The 25985-nt window shown below is 31.5% G+C and carries 24 protein-coding genes; 4 read left to right on the top strand and 20 right to left on the bottom strand.

What is annotated here, in order from left to right:
• Positions 1-71 precede the first annotated feature (71 nt).
• From ES044_RS13730 to ES044_RS13655, 16 genes are all read right to left on the bottom strand, one after another.
• Positions 72-1223, bottom strand: coding sequence for a hypothetical protein (locus ES044_RS13730; RefSeq protein WP_147119908.1), 1152 nt, complete (start codon positions 1221-1223; stop codon positions 72-74).
• A gap of 71 nt (positions 1224-1294) precedes the next feature.
• Entirely contained in the window at positions 1295-2035 is a 741-nt protein-coding gene (locus ES044_RS13725; protein WP_147119907.1) for a hypothetical protein, read from the bottom strand.
• Between the two features lie 29 nt (positions 2036-2064).
• Positions 2065-2409 carry an Eco57I restriction-modification methylase domain-containing protein gene (locus ES044_RS19535; RefSeq protein WP_410524693.1) on the bottom strand — a complete coding sequence of 115 codons (345 nt, stop codon included), beginning with the start codon at positions 2407-2409 and terminating at the stop codon, positions 2065-2067.
• An 81-nt stretch (positions 2410-2490) separates the two neighbouring features.
• The gene (locus tag ES044_RS13715) at positions 2491-3192 is read right to left on the bottom strand and encodes a DNA methyltransferase (RefSeq protein WP_147119905.1); all 702 of its coding nucleotides are present in this window, start codon (positions 3190-3192) and stop codon (positions 2491-2493) included.
• 153 nt (positions 3193-3345) lie between these two features.
• Positions 3346-3495 carry a hypothetical protein gene (locus tag ES044_RS18600; RefSeq protein ID WP_189663299.1) on the bottom strand — a complete coding sequence of 50 codons (150 nt, stop codon included), beginning with the start codon at positions 3493-3495 and terminating at the stop codon, positions 3346-3348.
• Positions 3496-3783: 288 nt separating this feature from the next.
• Positions 3784-6600: a DEAD/DEAH box helicase family protein gene (locus ES044_RS13710; protein ID WP_147119904.1), complete on the bottom strand. Its 2817-nt coding sequence runs from the start codon at positions 6598-6600 to the stop codon at positions 3784-3786.
• Positions 6601-6604: 4 nt separating this feature from the next.
• Positions 6605-7348, bottom strand: a complete 744-nt coding sequence (locus ES044_RS13705; protein WP_147119903.1) for a DNA methyltransferase — start codon at positions 7346-7348, stop codon at positions 6605-6607.
• A gap of 195 nt (positions 7349-7543) precedes the next feature.
• The gene (locus tag ES044_RS13700; RefSeq protein ID WP_147119902.1) at positions 7544-8506 is read right to left on the bottom strand and encodes a site-specific DNA-methyltransferase; all 963 of its coding nucleotides are present in this window, start codon (positions 8504-8506) and stop codon (positions 7544-7546) included.
• Between the two features lie 45 nt (positions 8507-8551).
• Positions 8552-9310, bottom strand: a complete 759-nt coding sequence (locus ES044_RS18990) for a hypothetical protein (protein ID WP_223813563.1) — start codon at positions 9308-9310, stop codon at positions 8552-8554.
• 479 nt (positions 9311-9789) lie between these two features.
• Positions 9790-10620, bottom strand: a complete 831-nt coding sequence (locus ES044_RS13690; RefSeq protein WP_223813562.1) for a tetratricopeptide repeat protein — start codon at positions 10618-10620, stop codon at positions 9790-9792.
• 1064 nt (positions 10621-11684) lie between these two features.
• Entirely contained in the window at positions 11685-12479 is a 795-nt protein-coding gene (locus ES044_RS13680) for an NYN domain-containing protein (protein WP_147119900.1), read from the bottom strand.
• 379 nt (positions 12480-12858) lie between these two features.
• On the bottom strand, positions 12859-13383 hold the full coding sequence (locus tag ES044_RS13675; protein WP_147119899.1) for a nuclear transport factor 2 family protein: 525 nt from the start codon (positions 13381-13383) through the stop codon (positions 12859-12861).
• Positions 13384-13467: 84 nt separating this feature from the next.
• Positions 13468-14190 (bottom strand): head GIN domain-containing protein, encoded by a 723-nt coding sequence (locus tag ES044_RS13670; RefSeq protein WP_189663297.1) that lies wholly within the window; start codon positions 14188-14190, stop codon positions 13468-13470.
• Positions 14191-14287: 97 nt separating this feature from the next.
• Positions 14288-16018 carry a PspC domain-containing protein gene (locus tag ES044_RS13665; RefSeq protein ID WP_147119897.1) on the bottom strand — a complete coding sequence of 577 codons (1731 nt, stop codon included), beginning with the start codon at positions 16016-16018 and terminating at the stop codon, positions 14288-14290.
• Entirely contained in the window at positions 16011-16355 is a 345-nt protein-coding gene (locus ES044_RS13660) for a PadR family transcriptional regulator (protein WP_147119896.1), read from the bottom strand. The genes ES044_RS13665 and ES044_RS13660 overlap by 8 nt, the downstream gene beginning before the upstream one ends.
• Positions 16356-16489: 134 nt before the next feature.
• Positions 16490-16930 (bottom strand): DUF4870 domain-containing protein, encoded by a 441-nt coding sequence (locus ES044_RS13655; protein WP_147119895.1) that lies wholly within the window; start codon positions 16928-16930, stop codon positions 16490-16492.
• Positions 16931-17163: 233 nt separating this feature from the next.
• Here ES044_RS13655 and ES044_RS13650 point away from each other — a divergent pair, with 233 nt between their 5' ends.
• Positions 17164-17619, top strand: a complete 456-nt coding sequence (locus ES044_RS13650; protein WP_147119894.1) for a DUF4442 domain-containing protein — start codon at positions 17164-17166, stop codon at positions 17617-17619.
• Position 17620: 1 nt separating this feature from the next.
• On the opposite strand, the gene ES044_RS18595 is transcribed toward ES044_RS13650, so the two are convergent.
• Entirely contained in the window at positions 17621-17767 is a 147-nt protein-coding gene (locus tag ES044_RS18595; RefSeq protein ID WP_189663296.1) for a hypothetical protein, read from the bottom strand.
• A gap of 395 nt (positions 17768-18162) precedes the next feature.
• Between ES044_RS18595 and ES044_RS13645 the strand changes: the two genes are divergently transcribed.
• From ES044_RS13645 to ES044_RS13635, 3 genes are all read left to right on the top strand, one after another.
• Positions 18163-18396, top strand: coding sequence for a hypothetical protein (locus ES044_RS13645; protein WP_147119893.1), 234 nt, complete (start codon positions 18163-18165; stop codon positions 18394-18396).
• An 86-nt stretch (positions 18397-18482) separates the two neighbouring features.
• Positions 18483-19283 (top strand): TIGR00266 family protein, encoded by an 801-nt coding sequence (locus ES044_RS13640; protein WP_147119892.1) that lies wholly within the window; start codon positions 18483-18485, stop codon positions 19281-19283.
• 406 nt (positions 19284-19689) lie between these two features.
• Complete coding sequence (locus tag ES044_RS13635; RefSeq protein WP_147119891.1) at positions 19690-20478, top strand: AAA family ATPase; 789 nt, start codon at positions 19690-19692, stop codon at positions 20476-20478.
• A 197-nt stretch (positions 20479-20675) separates the two neighbouring features.
• On the opposite strand, the gene ES044_RS13630 is transcribed toward ES044_RS13635, so the two are convergent.
• The 3 genes from ES044_RS13630 to pta form a co-directional block, all read right to left on the bottom strand.
• Complete coding sequence (locus tag ES044_RS13630; protein WP_147119890.1) at positions 20676-21392, bottom strand: YebC/PmpR family DNA-binding transcriptional regulator; 717 nt, start codon at positions 21390-21392, stop codon at positions 20676-20678.
• Positions 21393-21592: 200 nt separating this feature from the next.
• Positions 21593-22780 (bottom strand): acetate/propionate family kinase, encoded by a 1188-nt coding sequence (locus ES044_RS13625; protein WP_147119889.1) that lies wholly within the window; start codon positions 22778-22780, stop codon positions 21593-21595.
• A gap of 1 nt (position 22781) precedes the next feature.
• Complete coding sequence (gene pta, locus ES044_RS13620; RefSeq protein ID WP_147119888.1) at positions 22782-24875, bottom strand: phosphate acetyltransferase; 2094 nt, start codon at positions 24873-24875, stop codon at positions 22782-22784.
• Between the last annotated feature and the right edge of the window lie 1110 nt (positions 24876-25985).

The following is a 25985-nucleotide window of genomic DNA, read 5'->3' as shown; positions in this document are numbered from 1 at the left end:
GGTTTTGCTCGCATTATGAGATTGCCACGTCCCAAAAAGCTCCTCACAATGACGGTCGTGATGCAATGACGTTATATATTAGCAACCGCACCTTCAAATTTCGCATAGTTTAACGCTACACCATCGTCTAGATCTATTTCTATTTGCTGGTTGGCTAGGATTTTTAAAACCTCGTTATAATCTCGACATTCTAATTCCCAATCACGTAATACTTCTAAATGTCTTTGTTGTTCTTTGTCTAAGCTATTTTCCTCTTCTTCTAATTTTTTCTTTTCGCCTTTAATGTATTCTTGGTGCGGATATAAATAGTTACGTTGTATTTGTTGTACCGTGTATTTATCCATACGGTGCATATATACCAATACCTTAAAGGCTGCTTGTTGTGGCTTTTTTACATTGCTACTAAACAACCAATAAATAGGTTTCTTTTTGTACATGCTGGTATGGTACTTCCAGAATTTTTCTGTGAGCCATTTATGCAAGTCTGTACCTAAAGCGTCTTGTAGAAAGTTAACGTTTTCTGTTAAGGCGTCTTCTCCCCAAATGTTTAATAATACTTCTTTGGTGCGTGTTAAAGCATCGTCTGGGAAAGCGCAGTTGTCTCCCATTAGTGGGACGATGCCATCGTCGTCAATCGATATCGTTCTTGAGATTGCTTCGTTCCTCGTAATGACGGTATAGCATGATAATTCTTTGTCTGTTGGGTTTGGGTGTGCAATGTTCAAACCAGGTTTATCTAAACGGAAACGACCCATAAAAACACCCATAGCGTAACTTACAAACTGGCTTAATACTTCTGCTTTGTTAATTGGTAAAGCAATGGCAGCTGCACCTTGTTCTCTAAAGTCTACCTCTAAAGCTTCTAAATCTTTTTTACTAAGTTCTTCTTGTAAAATGGTAATATCTTTTAAAGCTACCGTTGGTGTTAACTCGTCTTGTAAACCATAAATGTTTATAAAAATACGGTTGAGTTCTTCTTCATTAGCATGCAATTGGAAAAAGTCTTTGGTAACATTGTCTTGCCAATTTTGATAAGACACATTTAGAGTATTTGAGGCATTTACTAATGGTGTTTGTTTAAAATCCCAAGAGGGTTCTCTAGAATCCCAATCTTTTTTAGAAATATCAGTACAATCATGAGCGAACTGCTTAACACTAACATTATCGAATTGAAAAGCTCGTGAAATAGGAATACGATATAAGTCACCTACTTGGTAATTCAAAGTAGGATTAAGAGTTCTTAAATAAAATGTAGATAATTTTGAATTTAACAAACCTGACAATTGAAATACATCTATATCATCACTAAAAATGTAGGCCCTCCATTATCAAAAATCCCTCCACCTTTAATATATCGTGCACAAAAATTACCTGTTGAATTGATTAGACTGTATGACAATCCTTCTTTAAAATAAAATTGTTTAGCTCTTACAGGCGCACCACTATAATTCAAAGGGATGTTATTGTATTCATGTATTCTTTTTCCATTATCTTCCCAATCAACTAAAAAAGAATTAAGACCATACCATTTATTATTACCTCCTCCTTTACAATATGGAAACCATTTATCTGAAAGTTCAGAAGATTTTATACTTGTTTTTCGAAAATCAACTTCAGACCAATCTCTTACAAATAAAGCATTTTTACCAGTTTGTAGACCAGCCTTAGCTTTAGCTATTTCATTTAAAACTGTTCCTTGAAAGGTTTCTATTGTATGCATACTCACCCAATAAAAAATTGGACTCCCAGGGATTTTAACAAAATTAGTTTGTGGCATATTAGGATAAAATAATTTTTGCCCAATTTCTGTGCCTTCTTCAGTTATACCTTCATCTCCTCTATATTTATTAAAATTGTATTTGTAATCTATTTTGCCATTACTAAATAAAAAGAGCTTTTCAATATCTTCATATAAAATATGTTGAAAATTACGCTCATGCAACCTAAAATAACTACCAATAGCATTGTTACTTGCTATTTTTTTTATCGCAAATGCAACAGAACCAAAGTCGATACCAAAAATATTACGTCCCATATGCAGTAAACTGTCAAAGGTAAATTGGTTTATATAATTTTTTCAAAAGAAGATAAAAACAACCAAGACGGTAAATTTATGAATGCAAACCGAGAATCATCTGCTGTTAAATTTGGTATGACCTCTATAAAAATGGTCATTAAATCGCTTTTAGTTTCTGGGTATTCTTTATTTACATAAGCCTTTAGCCCGGTATTCATACTTTTTTGATCCATATATGGCGGGTTTGCCACCACCGCTTTATATTGCTTAGCTAACACCAAAAACACCTCTAAAAAAGGTTTTAGCAAATTAAAAATGCTAGTTTCTTCAATATTGAGTTGCGCAGTTTGTTTTTTTAATAACCAATTGTGATAGGTCTCGTTTATATGCAAGTAAATAGCAGCACTTACATTTATCTTTACAGCAGAACCTAAATTTTTTTCTTTACGTAATAACTTAATCGCGTAAAAGAACTAGCAATAATCCCAGGGTTTTTCTTTGTCTCCCCAAAATAGTTCTAGCTCTTGTGAACTATCTACAGCGATGGCTTCATCAGAATGTAATTGTATAAGATCTAATATTGCCTCATTTAAAACATCACCTTTTTTATAGGTAATTTTATGGGTTTTGGTTTTATTCTTTTTGGTGTCGCTCCACTCTATAGTTATTGGTTCTGCCAATTGCATGCCTAATAAGTTGTACCAATTACTTTGGCCTTTGCTGTAATAGATGTGTGTAAACCAGTTGCCCAAAGTATCTTCTGGAAAACTGTAAATGTTTGGCATTATTGGTTCTTCTAAAATAGCAGCATCATACTGTGCTGCTTTTAGTAAAACCGCAAAACGTGCTAATTGCATGGCACGATCGTCTATGTCTAAACCATACAAATTGTTTTGCAGTATGTTTTGTACAGCTTGTGTTGCAGTGTACCCCTCTTCACGGTACATTTTCATATAGAGGTCAAAACCTGTTACTAAAATATGTCCAGAACCCGATGCTGGGTCAATGAGCGTTAACTCGCTCAAATTATTAATTATTAATGGTGCATTATTAGTTTGAGATTGCTTTGCTTCGCTTGCGCTCAGCACAGGCTCACTCGCAATGACATTGTCAGATTCATTTTCTACAAGATACTTCATTTGGTCTCGTAAATCAGAATCTGGTTCATAATCCAAATAGATTTTACCTACGGTGTTTTCTACCTTATATTTTACAATCCATTTGGGTGTAAAGATCTGGGTAGCTGCAGAAATGTCTTCGGCTCTTGCTTTAATATTCTTTTTAAACCCTTTAAAGACTTCGTCTTTTTTATCAGAAATATAAAATTGTTATAACCAACCAATAAGTTCTACTTCTTTAAAATCGGTTTGGTTAATCGCATCGCTATTGATTAGATCTAAAAGACCGTCTATTTTTAAGCTATTTTGCGGGAATAAAATTTCGGTATAATCGTCTATTCTCCCAAAAATATCGTGCAATACGGTATTGGTATGACATAAATTGGTAATGAGCAGCGCAAAAGCTTCTTCGTCTTTATCTTCTTTTAGATATTCTAATAAGAGTGCTTTGTACGCACAATTGTTAATGTTAGGTTCACCACGTTTGGTCTTTTTTACAATGTGGTTCTTGAACCTTCTGTGTATGCTAATGAATTGCAGTACTATGATAAAAAGTTAGCTTTCGCTAATGATCGTTTGTAACGAGTGCCGTTCATGTTTTGGGTATACTTGGTGGCACTCGTTAAAAACGGTTTTTAGCTTTTTATTCTATATTTGGACGCTTAACCTCTCTATAACTATTTGTTTAAATGTATTTTCAGAAGTCTTAATCTCATTGTAAAGCGGTAAACCAACTAAACGATAGCTTTTATCTTCTGCCTTTAATATGGTTTTAGTGTCGTACTTTTCTGATACTTCTTTTAAGAAATTATCTTTCCATTTATCTTTTTCTAATAAATGACCACCTTTAGGTTCTATGAATACTTGATAGTGTAAGTTTTTCTTTTTTGTTTTTAAGAATAATAAGAAATCTGGCATAAAGCCTGCACCATCATCAAAGTTGTATATTTTATAAACCTCTTCATTTCTTAATAAATAAACTTCTTCATATTGGTCTTTAAAGTTATCCATCTTATCTTTTAGAAAACGAATTAAACTTTTTTCTTCTGATGTACCATAAAAAGCATCTAATACATACCAATCTTTTTGTACTAATTCTTTTTCTAGATTATAACTTTCTGCATCTTCTTGTACTGAAATTTGTTTGGGTTCTTTAAAATAGTTTTTAAAGGGAACTGCATTAAAGTCTGTACCAATTTTTGGTTTAGAAATGCGTTTTAATTCAGTAACTAATTTTACAAAGAACTTAGATAAAATAGATAAGTTGTCTTTTGGAGATACTACTTTGAAATAAGTTGCTATTCTTTCATCAACTGTTTTACATTTATCAAACTCCTCTTTAAAATCATAAATAGTTATCGAAAGACTAAAGTTACCAATGTATTTATCTTCAAACAATTCATCAATAGAAGTTATTGCTAATTCATCTTTTAAATTGTTAAACCTTAATATCGATTGGTCTTTTTTAGACTGAATATGTAATGCTTTATAAACTATGTTTTTTGGAAAATGGTTTAATAATAGAGGTATTGTCCTACCATCTTTATTATTGCCTGTTGCATAACGAGTAATATCCTCCTTTTCTTCTAATTTAATATTTGTTTCTCGTACTGCAATGGTTTCAATTTTTTCTTCAAACTTCCAATCTGTTTTTAACTCTTCTAATGTTCGTTTACGTTTATTAGGATTGTCTTTAAACTCGTTTTTATAGATTTTAAGTTTGTGATAAAAAGAATTTTTATCTTCTTTAATTTCTTGCTTTATGTCAAACATTTTTAATTGCTTGTCTGTTTCTTGCAAAAGATCTTGACGTTTTAACTCTAATTTTAATTCACTAATGTATTTCTCATCATTATCACTATGAAAATAAAACTCTTCTAATACTCTTAATTCGTGATTTAACTCTTTGTCAAATTTTCTTTTATTACTAATGTTATCTTCAAAATTGAAAGGATAGTATCTAACACCTCTACCTATTAATTGCACTTCTGATACGGTAGATTTACCTGCTTTCTTTTTGTTAGTACCTCCTGTATTTTGACCCGAATACATGCGTACAATATCATAAAGGTTCAATACATCCCAACCTTCTGTAAGACGCATACAAGTAAAAATGGCTGTTATTTTATTTGTTTTATCTTCTAAACTATTTAAGAGTTGGTCTTGCTCTGGTGTGGTTTTATCTTCGCCTCTTCTACCTGACGCTGTTTTTTCTTTAGAGTGGGTAATAATGCAATTATTGTCTTTAAAGGCATCTTGCAAATAGGTTATTATTTCCCTATAATGGATGTTTTGATTCGTTAGAAAATTGGCTATATCTACAATTCTACTTTGCCCTTTTTTATATAATTCATTTCCTGGTTCAATGGTTATGGTTTTTAAAAAAGAGAAATCTTTTGCTTCTAAATTGTCGACTACATTTCTAAATAGTTCATAATCTGCCCCTACATTTTCTTCTTGCTTTGCATCTACAAATTTGCTACGGAAAAGCATAACAGGTTTAAAATGTGGGATATTGTGTTTGATACCCATTTTGTAACGATACCAATTAAATAATAAGGCTTGTAGTACTCTTTGTTTTTTATCGAAAGAAGAGGATACTAAATTAATTTCTTTGGTATAACCTGCTTTTAAAAAGTCTTTTAATTCAAACTTGTACACTATTTTGTCTATGTATTTTTTTACTACATTGGCATTGGTAGGTACGGTTGCTGTAAATTCTAATAATACGTTTCTATTTAATTCAGTACTATTTTTTTTGCCTTTTTGTAATATGAGATTGGTTACTGTATGCTCCCAACTTTTTTCTACTTCTTTGGCATTTGCACCACTTTTAAGTTCGGCAATTATTTTTAATTCTGATTGTTCACCAACTTTAGTTTTGGTATCTGAATTTAAATGATGTGCTTCATCTGCTAACATTACTATATTTCTGTTTTGCAAATCGTCTAAAAAAATGGCATTTTCTTTTACTTGATATACGGCATTGTGTAGTTTGTGAATAGAGGTAAAAATGATTTCAATATCATCTGTAGTATCAGAAAAAGTTTCTACTTTATGTATGTTTATTGTTTTATCATCTATTACAATTGGGTCTTTAAATAAATATTTGTTATGTGTAGGGTCTAACAGATTATTTTCTGTTTTACCTACAATGTTATTTTGGTTTACAAAAAACAGAAAGTGCTTATAGCCTTGTTTGTAATAGTAGAGTATTAAACTTGCCATTACTAAAGTTTTACCTGTACCAGTAGCCATATTAAATAATAGGTGTGTGGCATCATTAGGGTTTTCTTTGATTTTTACTTGCTGGTAGTCTAAAAAGTACTCTAGAGCTTTTTTTTGCCAATCGAACAAGTTATACTTAATGTTTTCGGTAATATAGTTAGGCACTTCAGAATAATGCAAACGGTATTCACGCATTTTATCTGAAAGTTGCTCGTATAAAAATTCAGTAGCTGCCATAATCTTAATTTTTTACTTGATAAAAATCTTTACTTAAAGCAATGTCTTTTGCATCTAACTTATATCTGCTATCTTCTATTTCGCTTAGGTTTACATACAGTTGGTTTAGGTCAAGCATTTTAGAGAAAATTTCCTTTTGCCTCTCTAATGCTAAATTTTTAAAGTTTTCTTCTTGGCTTATTACTTCTTTAAACTGTTTGATACGCACATTGTAATGTAAAAAGTACTTGGTGTACATTGTCTCAAAAAACTTTAGCAACTCTTCTAAATTCTTACAGTTTAGTATTTCTTCTTTGGCAGTTTGGTTGTTTTTGGCTAATTCTAAATAAGTAAATGAACTATTAGATTTTAATTGTTCTATCACTCTATTAATTCTTTTAACAGTAACAGCATTTACATAATCAAGTTGTTCACAAAGTATAAATTTTCGATTTAAACCATCCTCTTTATTCAGTTCTAAAACACCTTGAGCAGTCGTGCCGCTTCCACCAAAAAAATCTAAAACAATATCATTTTCTGTTGTCCAAAGTTCAATAATACGCCTCAAAAAGTTTACGTTTTTTGGATTATTAAAAACTTTATCACCCATCAACTTTTTTAATTGAGTAGTGGCGCTTGAGGTTAAAAAACCTTTATCCCACCAAGTTGTAATTGTCTTTTTCTTTGATGCCGCTTTAGATTTATAATATTTTTGTTGAAGATTATTCTCTGTTTTAACAACTAAACCTTCATCAAACATTTCTCTCATTCTTTCTTTAGAGAAACGCCAATAACCTTTAATCCCTTCAAAAGTATAATAAGGATTACCTTTTGATGCGCCTCCAGGTCCATCAACTGGAACTAATTTATAATCACCATTTTTGTCATTTAGTTTAAATCCTTCTAAAGAATTTTTTATACCAAACTGTTCTTTTTTAGCAAATACTGCTCTTTCATTTTTTGCTTACAAGAATAAATGATTATGGTTTGGAGAAATAATTTTATCATTTGAAACAGATGCACGTGCTTTATGGCAAATATCTGCTATGAAATTTTTTCTTTCAAATACTTCATCACACAACACTTTAAAATAATGAGCCTCCTTATCATCTAAACTTACAAACAAAACCCCATCTTTATTTAATAATTCTTTTGCAATAATAATTCTGTTACGCATAAAGGTTAGCCAAGATGAATGATAAAAATTGTCATTATATTTAAAACTATCATTTTCTGTATTGTAAGGTGGGTCAATATAAATTAGTTTCACTTTACCTTTAAACTCTTGTTTAAGAGAGTGTAAGGCTAAAAGGTTGTTTCCTTTTATAATAAGGTTGTCTGTAATAGTACCTTTTGCGTTGCGGTTAAATTGTGTTGGTTTGCTTTCTCCTTTGCTATCGTACTTTGTAATGTTGGTAAATGCTTTTGGTTCTAATAGCCTGTCTATTTCGTCTTTGGCTAATACTTCATTAAAAAATATTTCTTTTCGTTTGCTTTGTTTTTCTATATAATCTTCTTGCGTATCGTCATACTCAAAATAAGTATCTAAACCATCTTCTGTACTTTGCCCACCTTCCAGCACACAATCTTTAAAAGGAAAATTAAGTACTACATCTGTAGTGTCTTTTAAAAACTTACCACCAGCAGATAAGCCTATTTGGTTGCTGTATTGCGTGTAAGAATTGTCTATGCTGTTTTCGTCTAAAAAAAACTTAAATTCATTAGTTTTAAAAACAAATACGTCTTTTATTTTTAAGAAAAACTGTGTTCTTGTTTTTTCATCCTCTAATAAGATTGTTATTAGGTTTTCATCTAAAGTATTTGCAAATTCTTTTACTAAATTACCTTTTAGTTCGCCTTGTTCGTCTTTTAATCGATCATCTTTTAATAAGATAGCAATTAAGTGTTCTTTAAAATTTTGTTGCATAGCTATTTGTTAATTTTTTCGTATTTTACTTTCTCTCTCATCACTCTAACCCTTTAAAAATTTAGTAGCTAATTTATATTCTTTCTCAAAAGGCAATTGCAGTTGCTGCAGCGCATCGGGCATTGCTATTGCCCAACTCACATAATAATAGGCAAGTGTTTTATACCCCGAAAAACTACTATGTGCAATAGAAGGAATTGCATAGTTTTCTTTTTGTGGGTTGATGCCTTGTGTGCCAATAGTGGCAATTTCAAAGGCAATTTTTTTCACTTCTACGAGTGGTACTTGTTTAAAATAATTGATTGCATCGCTCATATACATGGCAACCGCCATATTAAAATCTTTGGTAGCGTTTGCCTCCAAGAATTTCTTCATTTTACGATCTTTAGAAGCATCGATTGCGTTTACACCTAAAGGGTCCTTTTCAATGGCTGCGAGTACCGAATCGATTGTCTTTTTACGATGATCAGCCTCTGGTATCAAATCATAATACGCCTCGAGGTGTAAATCTTCGCCCCAATGTTTTACCAACTCATATTCTTCGGCAGGCGCTTTGTCTTGTCGATATTCCTGAAATTCGGTATAGAGTTCGTTGGCTTGCTTAAGTTCTAATGTTGTGGGGTTAAACTGATCGATGACATCTACATGAAATAAGTTTTTAAAATGCAGGGCATTAATGAGGTTGTAAATTTTAGAGGTAGAAAGTATGGTTTTGGGTGTGTTGGCAACAATATCTTTGTGCGTAGTGGCTTCTATGCCTTCTTCTAAAAGCGCAAATAGCGATAGAAACTGAATAGGTCTCATTTCTTGCCAAGTAGCAAAAATACTATCTTCTATAAATAAATCGATCGGTGTGTTAAAAATCTGACTATTTAACCCTTTAAATAATGCTGTAAAGTAGTTGTTGCTATTGGTTTCTGAAACGCCTTTTTTTTGGAGTTGTAAAACGTCTTTTTCTAAAGCAAGCTTAAAGTTGTTTTGGTTACCGGTATCACTTACAAAAAGCTCGTTTAAACCTTTTGCTCTGGCATCAAGAACAAATTCTAGATGGGTTAATTCGTGCAGTATTAAATGTGCGACACCTTTGGCAGTAGCTTTGTGTTTTACTAAATGAAAAGGACGCTTGTAGTTTTCGGCAAATTCTATTTTAGCAACGGTTGATATGGAATTATCAACTTCAATTTTTATCTCTTTTTCAGAGAGGTAGGCAAGTTTTGCAATGTATTCGGTAATAATGGTAGTTGTAGCTACTGTTTCTTGTAAGCTATTAGCCGTTGTTAACGCTAGCTGTAAAGCGCTTGCATAAAGTTGTTTGTTTGTTTGTTTGTTTGTTTGTTTGTTTGTTTGTTTGTTTGTTTGTTTGTTTGTTTGTTTGTTTGTTTGTTTGTTTGTGCTAATGCCATTAAAGAAAAGTCAAACGCTTTTTTGTAGTCTTTGTCTGTATTTGCAACAAGGGCAAGATGGTAATAGGTATCAGGATACGCACTGTTTGCCGTTAATGCGTTGTTAAAATACAGCAAGGCTTCTTCTTTTTTGCCCAATTGCATTAAGTTAGCGCCAATATTATTCAGGGTAATACAATCATTGGGTTTTAGCAGTAATACTTGGTCGTAATATTTCATGGCAGTCGGAATATCATTTCGATATTTTGCAATGATATTTCCCATCATTAGCAAAGCCCATTCATTTTTTGGGTTCCATCGCAACGCATCAATTAAAGAATTGATAGCCTCTTCTTGTTGGTTTAATTCAGCATAAATTTGACCTTGAATTCTGTGGTATTCAGAATTGTTAGGATTTGTTTTGAGGAGGTTTTTTGCCAATTGGTTGGCTTCTTCAAAGTTTGCTGTTTCGCAAAGTGCAATTAATTTTTCGAACTTTTTGTTTTCTGTGGCAATCTGCACCGTATTTAAGGTGATGGTCACAAAATCAGTATTAAAAGCTACCACAGGTAGTATAGCGCCAACCGAATAGAATTCGATGAGTGCTTTTTTAAGACTCGTTTCGTTCTTTTCTATATCAGGGAAAAGAGTATATATAAAAGGATCTAAAGGATGAATTATGGTCATGCTATGTATGGGTCTTCTTGTATTAAAACTGTTAGAAAAAAGCAAGTATTGTTTTTTTTTAAGCCAAATAAACAACATTCGTTGATGTTTATTTTTACAGCGCTTTTTCTAGATTACTAAAAAATCAAATTTACTAAACTTTAAGATGCTGTTTTGGTTATTTTGGATTTTTAATTTAGTGCAACTCAATTTTGAAAAACAGCAAAGCTGTGCCTTCAAAATTGTAAGTTGAACTAATCCCGCCGCATGGCGAAATCTTAATGTAAATATCTCAAAACATGTATAAAAATTATTCTTGTTTGATAAAAGACTAAAGATTGCTACGTTTTTAGACCCAAGAACCAAGATTTAAGTCTAACTAACTAAAAAACAAACCTAATTTACACTAAAATTGTCTATTTTGTTTTGTTGTTGTCCGATAAAAGAGACAAGACCGCTTTTAGAAACAAGAACCAAGACTGATATGTAACTAACTGATAAATAGATGTAAATAAAAGGGACAAAATTTTTGTTTATCATCTTAAAATTATTTTCAAATAAACAAGATGTTATTTAAAAAATTTGCGAGATTCATTATTTTAAGTGGGTTTACCAAAGGATAGTTTTGCAGACCTCACAGGTTTTTAAAACCTGTGAGGTCTTTTCTATAGCGCTGCCTCAAGATTCTCTTACTTAAAAGAGAATAGCAAAAACCCGTTGTTTTATGGCGTATAATCATCACAAAGGGTTAAGTGTTCTATTTGTTAAGATACAAATAGTATTTAGTTTGGTATCTTTTGTGTATTTCATACGGAACTAATTTACATATATTGTACAATAAATTCGTGAAAGTTGTACAATATTTAAATAAAAGTTCTAGTATATTTTGCGATTTATTGTGGTATGTTTTAGTGAAACTTAATTTTGAAAAGCAACGAAGCTGTGCCTTCAAAATTGTAAACTGAACCTGCTTTTTTAGCCGACTAATTTAAGCTTTATACAGAACCTGCCTAATCGCTATAACTTGTTTCAGTAGCTAGCCAAATCTATAGGTAAAGATAACACTTCTGTAAAGAAATATAAAAAGAATCTTCTTTTTTACTAGTTTGATAAGACTGTTGTAAGATTGTTTATTTCATTCGTACCAAAGGATGATTTAAACCACCAACTTCATTCTTAATCACCTCAAATTTATCGATATGATCAAAAAGTTTTGTCAGACTTTTAAATCCGTAACTTCTAGGATCAAAACTAGGATCAATTTTTCTAATATTTAAACCTAATGCAGAAATGTGCGCTTTATCTTCTTCGTTAATAGAAATATCAAAAGCTTTTAGCACTGTTGTCCAATCTTCTTTTAGCAAGATTATGTTTTTGGCAGTAGTTTTAGGCTTTTTAGTTGTGGTAGGTTTCTTAAATTTTGTTGTTTTAGTATCGTTTTCTTCACTTTCAAGAGCCTCAAGGGTTTCAGTAGTCTCTTCGCTTTCTTCATTTTTTAAGTTTTCAGTAAACGTAAAAACTTCACAAGATTTTACAAAAGCGGTGGGTGTTTTCTTTTCTCCAATACCCATTACAAATAAACCTTCTTCTCTAATTCGTTTGGCAAGCCCCGTATAATCGCTATCACTAGAAACAATGCAAAAACCTTCTGTATTTTTTCCGTGTAAAATATCCATAGCATCAATAATGAGGGCACCATCTGTAGAGTTTTTACCCGTGGTGTAAGAAAATTTCTGAATAGGAGTAATAGAGTGTTGATTGATAATCGCTTTCCAGCTATTCATTTGCTGTGAAGTCCAATCTCCGTAGATTCTCCTTATCGTTGCTTTGCCATATTTAGAAACTTCTTCTATAATTTCTTTGATTAATTTAGGTTGGGCATTGTCGCCATCAATGAGTACTGAAATATTAAATTTACTGTCCATGGTTTTTAGTGATTATTGTTAAGATTGCTTGTAAAATTATTTTCTGCTTTGCTAAAGCTAATTGAACAAATTTAATGATTTTAAGGTTTTAGAGTAGAAAATAGCAAAGAATTTAGATACTTTTCGCAAACAATCCTGTATAAGACCATTAGTTTAATCGAATTTTTAGCAATTTAAATTCTTTTTATCCTTTTTTGTTAGATAAAAATAATTGCAGAACTAACATGTTTTGGTAAAATTTGTAGGCGATTTTTAAAAGCACTGAAACGAATTCCATAAAAAAAGTAAGCGCCGTTTTTTACAAAACGACGTCTTACCAAGTAAACTAATAAAACCAAGTATTAGTACTTATATGAGAAGTTAGCTTTCTCATAATTTTTTATTCTGTAGCCTCTTTATGATCGAAACTTAAAACTCTTTTCAATTTCCAAGTATGATCTTCTAAAATCCAGAGATGTGTAAATTTTGCTGTTCCTGTTTTTTTTGTGTTCTTATTTTCTGTGTTATAAAAATCATGCTGTCCTCTTTGTATCGCTCCATAAAGTTTGCCGTTATTTTTTAGTTCAAAGACTTCTAAAGAATTTTTTACAAGTTTTCTTGTAAATGTTGCTGGGGCTTTACAAATATTATTTTTGATGGCATTTATAAACGTTTCTCTATTCTGAATGCCAGCAAGATCATGGTAAAATTCAAAATTTTGCGCAATGATGGGTTCTAGTTTTTTAAGTTCACACTTATTAAATGCTCTTTCAAAAATAATGCTGTCTTTAGATTTTAGAATTTTAAATATGGCTGAATTTTCGGCAATCTGTGCAGAAGTGATCAAGCTATAGAAGAAGAGTACAATTGCTAGTATTATTTTGAAAAGGAATGATTCTTTAAAAGGAGTTAAAAATGAATTCATAATCGCTGAATTTATTGAAATCTTAAAGCTATTGCGAGCCTAAAGAAATCTAATTTTGGTTGATTGATACTTTTTACTTTGAGCTTATTTAGCCGAAATACTGCCGCCAGAATTTGATGTTTTACTAACTTTTTTTGGATTCCCTTTAAAATCAATGCCGCCACCACTTGTAGCTCTTGCATCTATAGTTTCTGATGCATAGATATTTATGTCAGCGCCACTTGTAACACTTACTGTTACATTGTTGCTGCGCAATTCATAAGCATCAATAGAGGCGCCGCTTGTTGCGCTAGAAGTATGGTTTTCTGTGCTTCCAGAAACTTTTATGTTGGAGCCGCTCGTAGCGTTCGTCTCCACAGAATTGGCATCCAAAGAAAATTGAATCATTGCACCACTTGTAGAGCTTATTGTTATATTGTTTATCTCAATAGTTTCTTTTGCATACACGTTTGCACCGCTGGTAGCCGATAGTTCTTCTAAATTTTTTACTGTCACGTATACTTTTCTAGCTTTTGCTTTCCATATATTTTTTTCAGAATAAATTTTTAAAACACCATTATTTACTTCCGTAATAATAATATCCTGCAAATTCTCATCAGCTTCTACCGTAATTTTAGAAGAGGCTCCTTGTGTAAGGTACAGATCCAAACCTGTACTAACTTTTATTTTGCTAAAGTCTTCTTTTGTATTTCTGTTTTCTGAAACTACATTTTTGTTTCCTGTAATGCCGTTAAACATTTGTACGTTACAAGAGCTAAAAAGTGTTGCAACAAAAAGAAAAGTTACTAATTTGATGGTTGATTTCATAATGATTGTTTTTAGTTTTCAATTCAAAAGTCTCTTAATTTTTTTTTAAAAAGAAAGTTTAAGTACTCAATTGTCTATTTTCTATACCGAACTGTTTTTATATAGTCTCTTGAGTTTTAGTTGTACTCGTTTTAGTCTTTTTTTCTGGGGTTTCTTCTTTCGTTTTCTCATCAAGATCTTCATCCACCTCCTCTAAACAATCTGTACAATTTAGTGTACTTTCTGTCATTATAAAATGATGTTTGGCCATATCTTTATCATAAATATCGGCACTGTTTTCTATATGATGTAAAAAGTTTTTTGTAGAACGATCAAAATAAACCAAGGTGTTTTCGGGTATATAAAAGGTGATGTTTATTTCTTCATCTTTCCAAAGGTTTTTATAGGCCGATAAAAAGTAAGCATCTAACACAACAGTATTGTTTATAATTTGATACTTATAAATTATTTTTGTGGTGTTCAAGTTTGCTGTATTTTTATTTTTGCCTCTAGATATTTTTTGAATCACTATAGAACTTTCGGTAGATTCACTTTTTCTAACATCTACCTTAATATTACTTGCATACACTACTTTTTCTCCGTTTACGGTAACCTCTTCTTTGTAGGTACTTCTTCGTAAATTAGGACGGTAATAAATAGCATCATCATTTACCATTTTTATGGTAAGTGTATCACTTGCAACCATGGCAAGACTATGTTTCTGTGTAGATTGGCCGCGGTTTGCATGCGATGTTGCAAAATCTAATCCTGTAAAAATTAAAGTCAATAAAGAAATAAACCAAATGCCAGACAGCGTTAGTCTTGTAGGTTTGTTCATTTTTTGAACATTGCTCGATAAAATTCGCAGTCCTAAAATAAATAAAATTAAAAACGGAATGCCTATTAACAAAAACATGCATATAGTTAATAGCCAAATTGGTAGTGCAGCATCATAGAAAAACGGGGGATATTGTAAAAACGTACCGTCTACATTTAACCACTCTAAACTGCCAACAGAAAACCCTCCAATAATTAGAGATAAAATAACAGCAGCCGAAATAAAGAGTATTATGATGCCAATAAACTTACCAATTACTTTAAAAATTGCAAGAATAATTTTACCAAGTGTATCTAAAAAATCGCTAATACCATTATTTTTTTTTGTCTTTGCAGAAAAAGTTTTATTCATTTTATCAGAAAACTCACTAGCACCTTCCTTAATTTTTTCTGATGCATTATTTGCAAAAACAGAAACGTTTTCTGAAACATTGTTAAATTCTTTACGAATTTTTTTTTCAATATTATCAATATTTACAGGTTCGCCTTCCATTTGCAATTTCTCTGCGGTAGTTTTTGCCTCTGGTAATAAAATCCAAAGAATAATATATACTAAAATGCCAAAGCCAGCGCCAAAAAATAAGGCCAATAAACCTAACCGAACCCAAATGGTATCAATATCAAAATAATGAGCAATTCCGGATGCCACACCACCTAAAAATTTATCGTCGCCATCTCTAAATAATTTTTTGCTAGAAGCACTGTTTCTGTTGTAAGAATAAGAAGATTCGTTATAGCTTTCTTCGGCGTCTACATAATCTTCTGGCTGCCCCATTATTTTAATAATGTCTTCTATATCAGCCTCATTTACAACTTGCCTTGCATCTGTAATTTTTTCTGATAAAAGTTCACTTATTCGTGCTTCAATATCTGCTATAATTTCATTTTTACCTTGAGGATCGTCACTCAAAGACCTAGAAATAGAGGCTAAATATCTTTTTAATTTTTGATAGGCAACTTCATCTATGTGGAAGAAAAATCCGCCTAAATTTATGTTGATTGTTTTATTCATCTGTAGTTGGTTTTTTACGAGTTACTTGGTTTACTGAATTGATTAAATTACTCCATGTTTTATTTAATTCTTTTAAAAATAGATCTCCGTTTTCTGTTAAAACGTAATATTTTCTTGGCGGTCCAGAAGTAGATTCTTCCCATCTATAGGTTAGTAAACCTGCGTTTTTTAAACGGGTTAATAATGGGTAAATGGTTCCTTCAACCACAATCATTTCTGCACTTTTTAGCGTTTTTAGAATTTCCGAAGTATAAGCATCACCATTTTTTAAGATGGATAAGATACAATACTCTAAAACACCTTTTCGCATTTGCGCTTTTGTGTTTTCAATCTTCATATAGTATAGGTGTTAAGAAGCTCATTGTATCCTTAAACTTAAAAAGGAATTGGTGTGTGAGCATTTTGTTGTTTAAAATCATTCTGTATCTTTTTAAAATCTATTTTCTTTTTTAAAAGGGATAATGTGTGCGTTTATTTTATAAACTTTATGGTAAACGGATATTTGTAATTTTCTCCTTCTCTTGCTTTTACCGCAGCAACGATTACTAGTGCAATTGCGATGAGGTATAAAATTGTGGCAACGGAGCCAAAACCAATAAAACCAACAATAGTATTAAGTTCTATATTAAAGTTGTTGTTAAAATTACTCCAATTCAGGTTGTTATGATGGTTGCTAAATAAAGAGCCGATTGCAAAAGGAATAAAGGCAAGGGTTACTAGAAATGCATACAATGTATAGCTAATGTTAAAATTTACAGCTTCTTTGCCTTGTTCATCTAAAAATACACTGCGGTTTTTTAAGGTTTGCCAAGCAATTAATGGGGTTATAATGTTGCCAAAAGGAAATATAAAGCCCGCAAATGCACAAATGTGTAGTAAAAAGGCATTCGTTTTTTCGTTATTCTGTTTCATAATTAAAGATCTATATACTACTTGTTTATGCAAATATATATCTTAAAGATAGTATTATGCAATACATAGTACTATAATTAACATTTTATTAACATTTTAATTTTGTTCTAAATAATTTTAAAAAGGTCTATAGGTATTGATTTTGTTGAGGTTTCATATTATTTACTTATCTTGCCAATAGATTTTTGATTTTCTTACATCTATAAAGAACCAACGTTTTTAAACCATAAAAAATGAAATTTACACCCATAAAAGTCAATTTATTTAACTTTTTTAAGCTTCCTTTAGCTTTTCTAGGAGGTGTTAGAGTGCAATCTATTACAGATACAGAAGTGGTGGTTTCTATAAGACATAGGTGGATTAATCAAAATCCGTTTAAAAGTATGTTTTGGGCGGCGCAAGGAATGGCAGCAGAATTGCCAACAGGACTTTTAGTGATGAAGGCAATTGACGATTCTAAAAGAAAAGTATCAATGTTAGTCACGCACCAAGAAGCAGATTTTTTTAAAAAGGCAACAGGTAAAATAACGTTTACCTGTGCAGGAGGAAAGGCAATTAGGGATGCCATTGAAGCATCTATAAAAACTGGCGAGGGTCAAATATTGGTATTAACATCCGAAGGAAAAAATGAAGATGGAGTTGTGGTTTCTAAATTCAGTTTTCAGTGGAGTTTAAGAGTGAAAAAATAAATTATTTTTTCTTTTGATATACTTTAGGTCTCTCTTCATTATAATCACAATCCTGAAAAATACCACAAGAAACAGTTGGGCGTGCTAATGATTTTGTGATTTCAGTTTGTTTATAAAAAGCGGCTATTTCAGGAGTTAAATATTTCATAATAGGTTTATTAAGTTATAATGAAAGTTACGGTTTTTAGATAAGATTACAGCAAAAATATGATTTATTTTAAAATTACGTCCATAAAATTTTATTAAAAAAAAAGAGAAATAGAAACTCCTATTTTAACATCAGAAAAAAAGCAAACCAGTTCTAAAATGAAGTTTCAAGAGCGTTTAAAATTAAAATTAGAAATTTGGTATAAAATTTGATTTTTTTAAAATTAAACACATTGATTTTATGAAACTTAATAACAAACTTATAATTCTATTTTTTTCGATTGTTTTTTTTCTAGTTGCAGTCCGCAATTAAATTATTTAGGAAATCGTTATCAACCAAGCTCTAAAGTTTTAATTTTTTTTGATGCCGATGAAATTCAACAAAAATATAAAGTGATGGGTTTGTTAAACTTTAATATAGTGCCAAGTATTTTGCATCCAAAAGGGAATGACATGACAGATTTAATTATCAAAAAAGCAAAAGAGGTTGGTGCTGATGCCGTTTTAGTAATAAAATTCTCTAATGAAATGCGTCAGGAATTAGCTCAAGATATTTCATCAAAAAAAGTAGTTTCAGAGAATTCTTCAACTGTAACAGTAGAAGTGAAACTCCTTAAATTTAATAATTGATCACAAATATTTGTAACAAATTGTAATGAATTACCTCTAATAAATAGAGCATCAAAAAATAAAACTAACTAAATAATAGCATAAACATGAACGCACACGAAATAGATTTTGAAATTTTTGGAGAAGAAATGCAATTTGTAGAAATTGAGTTAGATCCGCAAGAAGGCGTGGTTGCAGAAGCAGGTACTTTTATGATGATGGAGGATCAAATAAAAATGAACACCATTTTAGGGGATGGTTCTAATCAAGAAAAAGGACTTTTAGGAAAAATATTTTCTGCTGGCAAACGAATTTTAACAGGCGAGAGTTTATTTATGACCGTTTTTACAAATGACGGAATAGGTAAAAAGAAGATTTCTTTTGCATCTCCCTATCCAGGGAAAATTATTCCTATCGATTTAACAGCGTTTGGCGGCAAGTTTATTTGTCAGAAAGATGCTTTTTTATGCGCTGCGAAAGGAGTTTCTATCGGAATTGAATTCTCTAAAAAATTAGGTAGGGGTTTGTTTGGTGGCGAAGGTTTTATTATGCAAAAACTAGAAGGTGATGGTTTAGCATTTATTCATGCGGGAGGTACCATGGCAAAAAAAGTTTTAAAACAAGGAGAAATACTGAAAGTTGATACAGGTTGTATTGTTGGGTTTACACAAGATGTAAATTATGATATTCAATTTGTTGGCGGCATTAAAAATACTGTTTTCGGTGGCGAAGGGTTGTTTTTTGCAACGTTAAGCGGACCCGGAACGGTGTATGTTCAGTCTTTACCCTTTAGCAGATTAGCAGGTAGGGTTTTGGCAATGGCGCCAAAAACGGGTACTGGAGATAGAGGAGAGGGCAGTGTTTTAGGCGGACTAGGTAATTTATTAGACGGCGACAATAAATTTTAAAATATATTAAAAGAATCAAGTGTTCACTAAAAATATTTTATCTACAATTAGCTATTTGAAGTACAATATATCACAGATTAATTGTTGGGTGTAGATTTGAGTTAGACATTTTAATTGTGAATAAAATTGTACTATAAACTGTTCTTTTTGTAGTTTTTACGTTATTCAAATACAGTTAGTTGAGAAAGTCTTGTTTCCTTGCCTGCCGCAGTAGGTTGTGTCTTTTAGCGAAGCGGTTTTAAGTCTTTTTAATGGACATTAGTGATTAAAAGAATAAAAATAGTAAGTATGTTATTCATTTTAATGAAGCCAGTTTTTTATTTGTTAAATTATCTCTTCTATTTCCTTTTAGCGTTCATTAAAAAAAGAGGAGCGCTGTTAAATAAAAATTTAGATCAAAATAAGTATGTCATATCTATCGTCAATACATATAAACACACAAAGAAAACATCCATATCCTTATGATGTTCCTGCGATTAAATTTGCCAAAAATATCGATGTTTCTAATCAAATTACTTTTATAATTGGAGAAAATGGAACCGGAAAATCTACCTTATTAGAATCTTTGGCATGTAGATTACAATTGCCACATATGGATGGTTTTGGTTATGATAAAAAATGTTTTGATGCTGCAAAAAAAATACTTCCTCATTTAGAACTAAATTGGAATATGGAACGTTCCGTTGGTTTTTTCTTTAGAGCAGAAGATTTTGGTGATTATTTGAATAGTGTGCATAGAAACGATATTAATTTGTACAATCAAATAGGCGATTTAGGTGATGATGTTCCTAATCATATTCTGCAACAAATGAAAGACAGTGCTAATGAACAATTGCATCGGGTTCGTAAAAATTACGGGCAAGAATTAGATACTTTTTCTCATGGTGAAGCCTATATGCATATTATGAATGCACAAGTAAATAGACGCGGAATTTATATATTAGATGAGCCAGAAGCATCTTTATCGCCTGCAAAACAATTGGCGTTTATCTATTTTATACAAAATCATTTACAAAATTTTAATTCTCAATTTATTATTGCAACACATTCGCCAATGTTAATGGCGTATCCTACTGCAACAATTTATGAAGTAACAAATGATGAAATGAAAAAAACAGCACTAGAAGATACAGATCACTATATGATTACAAAATCGTTTTTAAATAATCCTGATGCTTATTTAAGGCATTTTTAGATTTATAAATTAACTAGTATTTTTCAAACTTACTTGCTCTGACACGTTGTTAATGAGTATCTTTTAAGCTAGTAGCGTGTGTTAAGTATATTCCGTTAAAAATGACTACTGTTAGCGCGTTGAAAAAATTTCAAATAAAAAAACCTCAAACGTTCTTTCAAAGTTTGAGGTTTTTTTATTCTATCAATGAGAGAAAATTAATTTTCCATAGAATGGTACACAGAATTCACATCATCATCTTCTTCTAATTTTTCTAATAATTTTTCTACATCTGCTTTTTGTTCTTCATTTAATTTTACTGTTGTTGTTGGAATTCTCTCAAATCCAGAAGATAAAATTTCTATATTATTTTCTTCAAAATAAGTTTGTAAGGAACCAAATTGCTCAAAAGGTGCGTAAATTATAATTCCGTCTTCATCATCAAAAACTTCTTCAACATCAAAATCTATTAATTCTAATTCTAGTTCTTCTAAATCAGTGGTAATATCTTCTTTTTTAAGAGTAAAATTACAAACATGATCAAACATAAAAATAACAGAGCCAGAAGTACCTAAATTTCCATCATTCTTATTAAAAGCAGCTCTAACATTGGCAACAGTTCTGTTATTATTGTCAGTGGCAGTTTCTAAAAGAATTGCAATTCCGTGAGGTGCATATCCTTCAAATAATACTTCTTTGTAGTCTGCCGTGTCTTTATCAGTGGCTTTTTTTATAGCACGTTCTACGTTTTCTTTAGGCATATTTGCGGCCTTTGCATTTTGCATTACCGCCCTTAAACGTGAGTTTGCATCAGGATTTGGACCACCTTCTTTAATAGCCATCACAATATCTTTACCAATTCTAGTAAAGGTTTTTGCCATTGCTGACCAACGTTTCATTTTGCGCCCTTTTCTTAATTCGAATGCTCTACCCATTTATGTTGCTTGTTTTTAATTAAAAATACTTACAAATGTAAAAATTAGTAAGGGGTTGTACAATTTTTTTGTGATAAGGATTTTTAAAAAACACCTATAAGTAGGTATTGTATGGATTTTATTTAATTTTTAACTTTAAAAAAATGAATTCCCCCCCAAACTTTTAAGTATTTCTGAACATAAAAACTTCAGAAATGCTTTTATTTTAAAAGCTGATAAGATTGTTTCGCAATCTCGATTTCTTCATTCGTAGGAATTACTAAAACTTTTACTTTAGATGTTTTGGTCTGAATTTCTCTTATTTCTTTAGAACGTATTTCGTTTTGTTCTAAATTTAATTCAATGCCTAAAAAATCTAAATTTTCGCAAGCTAATTTTCTCATTAACGAGGAATTTTCTCCAATTCCGGCTGTAAAAACAATTGCATCTAAACCATTTAAAATAGCCGTATAACCGCCAATATATTTGCGAATTCTGTAGCCAGATAATGCCAAAGCATTTTGACAGTTTTGATCACCTAATGCTGCTTTTTCAGAAATTTCACGTAAATCAGAAAAACCTGTCAAGCCTTTCATTCCAGATTCTTTCTGAACTAAATTATTTGTTTCTTCTAGAGTCATTTTTAGGTTTTTCATCAAAAAGAAAATAACAGATTGATCGATGTCTCCGCAACGAGTGCCCATAACCAAACCATTCATTGGCCCCAAGCCTAAAGAGTTTTCGATACTTTCTCCGTTTTTAATGGCAGACATGCTGCAACCGTTTCCTAGATGAATTGTAATAATTTTTTTTGAGGACTCTTTTCCTAAATGTGCAATGGCTTTTTCTGAAACATATTTATGACTAGTGCCATGAAAACCATACGCTCTAATTTTGTGTTGCTCTAAATATTCATTCGGAATTGCATATTGATATGCTACTTTTGGCATTGTTTGATGAAAAGCAGTATCGAATATTGCAATTTGAATTGCTGATGGAAAAATACTTTCGGCAACTTCGATACCCATTAAATTTGCAGGATTGTGCAACGGTGCTAAATCGAATAAATTACGAATATTATCTTTTACTTCTTGATTTACAATCGTTGGTTTGCCAAATTTATTACCTCCATGTACCACACGATGTCCCACAGCTTTTATGTCATCCACAGAAAGGAGCACTCCTTTTTTTTCATCTAAAAGAATCGAAGCAATTTTTTGCAACCCTTCTTTATGAGTTTTAATAGCTGCTATTTCTGAATACTCTTGATTTCCTTTTTCATGTGTAAAAATGGCGTCATCTAGACCAATTCTTTCAATTAAACCGACGGATTTTACTTCTTGCGAAGGCATTTTTATCACTTGATATTTTAAAGATGAAGACCCAGCATTTAAAACTAAAATGTTCATATTATTCTTGGTTTGCTTGAATGGCAGTTAATAAAACGGTGTTAAAAATATCATCTACTGTGCAACCTCTACTTAAATCGTTAACGGGTTTATTTAAACCTTGTAACATTGGGCCAATTGCTAAAGCACCTGTTTCTCTTTGTATCGCTTTGTAGGTATTATTTCCGGTATTTAAATCAGGGAAAATTAATACAGACGCCTGACCAGCAACTTTAGAGTCTGGTAATTTTGTTTTTGCCACAGACATATCTACAGCGGCATCATACTGTATAGGACCTTCAATTAGTAAGTCAGGTTTTAATAGCCTTACAATTTCAGTCGCTTTTCTTACTTTCTCCACTTGTTCACCTTTACCAGAACTTCCAGATGAATATGATAACATGGCTATTTTTGCTTTAATACCAAATGCTTCTGCAGATTGTGCGGAAGAAATAGCAATTTCTGCCAGTTGTGTTGCATTCGGATTTGGATTCACAGCACAATCTCCCATTACTGAAACTCGATCTGATAAACACATAAAAAATACGGATGAAACAACAGAGACGCCAGGTTTTGTTTTGATAATTTGCAAGGCTGGTTTGATGGTATGCATTGTTGTATGCACTGCACCAGAAACCATGCCGTCTGCTAAACCACCATAAATCATTAAAGTACCGTAGTAAGAAACATCTTTGGTTAAATCTATCGCAGTAGTTTCTGTCATTCCTTTGTGTTTGCGCGCTTCATATAAAGTCTTTGCAAAATTGTCGTTATGAATAGAATCCTCTGGATTTAAAATCGATAATTTGCTTAAATCCAATTGCAAACCTAATGCATCTGACTTCGATTGAATCTCTCTTTTATCTCCTAGTAAGGTTAAATCAACAATGTTTAGTAATTGCAATCTAGCGGCAGCTTCAATTATTCGCTCATCATTTCCTTCAGGCAAAACAATGTGTTTTCTGCTAACTTTAGCTTTTTGCAATAAATTATATTGAAACATGCTCGGTGTTAATTTCTCCGAATTAAAATTCGATAAAATATTGGTTAATCCTTGCACATTTACATAGGTATCAAAAGTATCTAAAGCTAATACTATTTTTTTCGTATTGGTTGCGTAAATTTTAGGACGTACTGCTCCAATTTGATTAGAAACTCCGAAAGTGCCACCTTTTACAGAAATAATCGGAACGCTAGATTGTACACCTTCGATCAATTTTAAAATAGATTCTTCGGGAAGTAAACTTCCTGTTAAAATGATTCCAGATATTTTAGGATAATTACTAGAGGCATTTGCTTGCAAAGCGCCTAAAATAATGTCAGCTCTATCTCCGGGAGTTATGACCAGGGCATTTTCTTTAATTCTAGTTAAATAATTTCGGAGTTGCATAGCGCCTGTGCTATAACTTCCGATGGCGTTGTCTAAAAATTGTTCTCCAAAAAGAATCTTTCCATTCAATTCTTCAACGACCTCTTTTACGGTTGGGTATGCTAAAAAGTTCACTTTAGGAACTACATCGATATGAATGTTTGCGGGAATTACTTTTTTTAAAGCTGCTTCTATATATTCAATTTCATCAACTTCTACTTTGTTTGCAATGACCCCAATAACATCTACTTCTTTTTGAATAAAAGATTTATAAGAAAGTTGCATCGTGTTGATAAAATCTTTCTTTTTTTTACCATTCCCGGCACCCACAATTAGTACAGGAACGCCTAGATTTTTAGCAATCATTAGGTTTACATCTAATTCTGTAAAACCACCTTCGCCAGAAAAATCAGACCCTTCAATAAGCACATAATCGTATTTTGCTTCTAAATATTTATATTTTGTAATAATTTCTTGAATTACAGCATCTGTTTTTCCTTCACTTAATAATTCTACAACTTCATGTTGTTCAAAGGCATAACAATCTTTGTAGTCGATGTCTAAATTAAAGAATTTTATGGCAGTATTGGTATGGTTGTCAAAATCACTATTTTTTCCTTTGTTTATGATGGGTCTAAAATAACCAACTCTAGAAGACTGATTTAACATCATTCGTAAAATACCTAGTGAAATTAACGATTTACCGCTGTTAGATTCTATAGTACTAATATAAATAGCTTTACTCATTTTTCTGAATTTGACACAAAAATAAGGCATAAAAAAATGACTAATTGTGATATTAGTCATTAATTCTTTATGTTTATATAAGATGTTTTTATTGTTTATAATGTTTTTTGTACAACAGATTTATTGGATGTTGCTCTGCCATTAACTCTGTCATTCTGAAAGAATCTTTAGAGCTTACTTTTGGTTGAGATGCTTACAGGGTGATAAATTTACTAGGTATTGCTTTGCCGAGCACTTTGTTATTCTCTTGGAGAATATTTCTACCACTTTTTTTTTGATATCTTGTTCCACTTTGGCATTCTTTAATTCTTTTTTAGATCTTTAAGTTCATGCCTTTCGATAGAAAGTTTTTTCTTTTAAAAAAATAAAATTTAGTGGTGTTGCGTATTTGTGAGTTCGAGAACTAATTTTACTAATTCATAATCTTAAGCGTGCGCTGTCAGTTCGAGTGATTCCACTTTTGGATGGGATTGTATCGAGAACCTTTTGATTAAAATTACAAACTATTTTGCGATTTCTAAAATTAGTAGAAATCTAGATTTTAGCAAAGCCTTTGCTTAACAAGCATCAACATAAAATAAATTTTAATTTTAAAGCGTATTTGTGAGTTTGTGAACTAATTTCATCTATTCATAATCTTAAGAGCGCGCTGTCAGTTCGAGTGATCCCATTTTTGGGTGGGATTGTATCGAGAACATTGCAATTAAAATTACAAACTATTTTGCGATTTCTAAAATTAGTAGAAATCTAGATTTTAGCAAAGCCTTTGCTTAACAAGTATCAACATAAAATAAATTTTAATTTTAAAGAGTATTTGTGAGTTTGTGAACTAATTTCATCTATTCATAATCTTAAGAGCGCTGTCAGTTCGAGTGGTCCCATTTTTGGATGGGATTGTATCGAGAACATTGCAATTAAAATTACATACTATTTTCCGATTTCTAAAGTTAGTATAAATCTAGATTTTAGCAAAGCCTTTGCTTAACAAGCATCAACATAAAACAAATTTTAATTTTAAAGCGTATTTGTGCGTTTGTGAACTAATTTCATCTAATTCATAATCTTAAGAGCGAGCTGTCAGTTCGAGTGGTCCCGCTTTGGATGGGATTG

It is taken from the genome of Polaribacter sp. IC066 (assembly GCF_007997085.1).
Classification (GTDB): domain Bacteria; phylum Bacteroidota; class Bacteroidia; order Flavobacteriales; family Flavobacteriaceae; genus Polaribacter.
Note: the sequence above shows the minus strand (reverse complement) of the source record. Positions and strands in the feature narration are given on the sequence as shown.

Bases quoted from the DNA above. Each gene is read 5' to 3' on its own strand.
- ES044_RS13725 (WP_147119907.1), bottom strand. From the start codon at position 2,035: ATGGGACGTAATATTTTTGGTATCGACTTTGGTTCTGTTGCATTTGCG.
- ES044_RS13710 (WP_147119904.1), bottom strand. From the start codon at position 6,600: ATGGCAGCTACTGAATTTTTATACGAGCAACTTTCAGATAAAATGCGT.
- ES044_RS13705 (WP_147119903.1), bottom strand. From the start codon at position 7,348: ATGAGAGAAATGTTTGATGAAGGTTTAGTTGTTAAAACAGAGAATAAT.
- ES044_RS13700 (WP_147119902.1), bottom strand. From the start codon at position 8,506: ATGCAACAAAATTTTAAAGAACACTTAATTGCTATCTTATTAAAAGAT.
- ES044_RS18990 (WP_223813563.1), bottom strand. From the start codon at position 9,310: ATGAGACCTATTCAGTTTCTATCGCTATTTGCGCTTTTAGAAGAAGGC.
- ES044_RS13680 (WP_147119900.1), bottom strand. From the start codon at position 12,479: ATGGACAGTAAATTTAATATTTCAGTACTCATTGATGGCGACAATGCC.
- ES044_RS13675 (WP_147119899.1), bottom strand. From the start codon at position 13,383: ATGAATTCATTTTTAACTCCTTTTAAAGAATCATTCCTTTTCAAAATA.
- ES044_RS13670 (WP_189663297.1), bottom strand. From the start codon at position 14,190: ATGAAATCAACCATCAAATTAGTAACTTTTCTTTTTGTTGCAACACTT.
- ES044_RS13665 (WP_147119897.1), bottom strand. From the start codon at position 16,018: ATGAATAAAACAATCAACATAAATTTAGGCGGATTTTTCTTCCACATA.
- ES044_RS13660 (WP_147119896.1), bottom strand. From the start codon at position 16,355: ATGAAGATTGAAAACACAAAAGCGCAAATGCGAAAAGGTGTTTTAGAG.
- ES044_RS13655 (WP_147119895.1), bottom strand. From the start codon at position 16,930: ATGAAACAGAATAACGAAAAAACGAATGCCTTTTTACTACACATTTGT.
- ES044_RS13650 (WP_147119894.1), top strand. From the start codon at position 17,164: ATGAAATTTACACCCATAAAAGTCAATTTATTTAACTTTTTTAAGCTT.
- ES044_RS18595 (WP_189663296.1), bottom strand. From the start codon at position 17,767: ATGAAATATTTAACTCCTGAAATAGCCGCTTTTTATAAACAAACTGAA.
- ES044_RS13645 (WP_147119893.1), top strand. From the start codon at position 18,163: ATGGGTTTGTTAAACTTTAATATAGTGCCAAGTATTTTGCATCCAAAA.
- ES044_RS13640 (WP_147119892.1), top strand. From the start codon at position 18,483: ATGAACGCACACGAAATAGATTTTGAAATTTTTGGAGAAGAAATGCAA.
- ES044_RS13635 (WP_147119891.1), top strand. From the start codon at position 19,690: ATGTCATATCTATCGTCAATACATATAAACACACAAAGAAAACATCCA.
- ES044_RS13630 (WP_147119890.1), bottom strand. From the start codon at position 21,392: ATGGGTAGAGCATTCGAATTAAGAAAAGGGCGCAAAATGAAACGTTGG.
- ES044_RS13625 (WP_147119889.1), bottom strand. From the start codon at position 22,780: ATGAACATTTTAGTTTTAAATGCTGGGTCTTCATCTTTAAAATATCAA.
- pta (WP_147119888.1), bottom strand. From the start codon at position 24,875: ATGAGTAAAGCTATTTATATTAGTACTATAGAATCTAACAGCGGTAAA.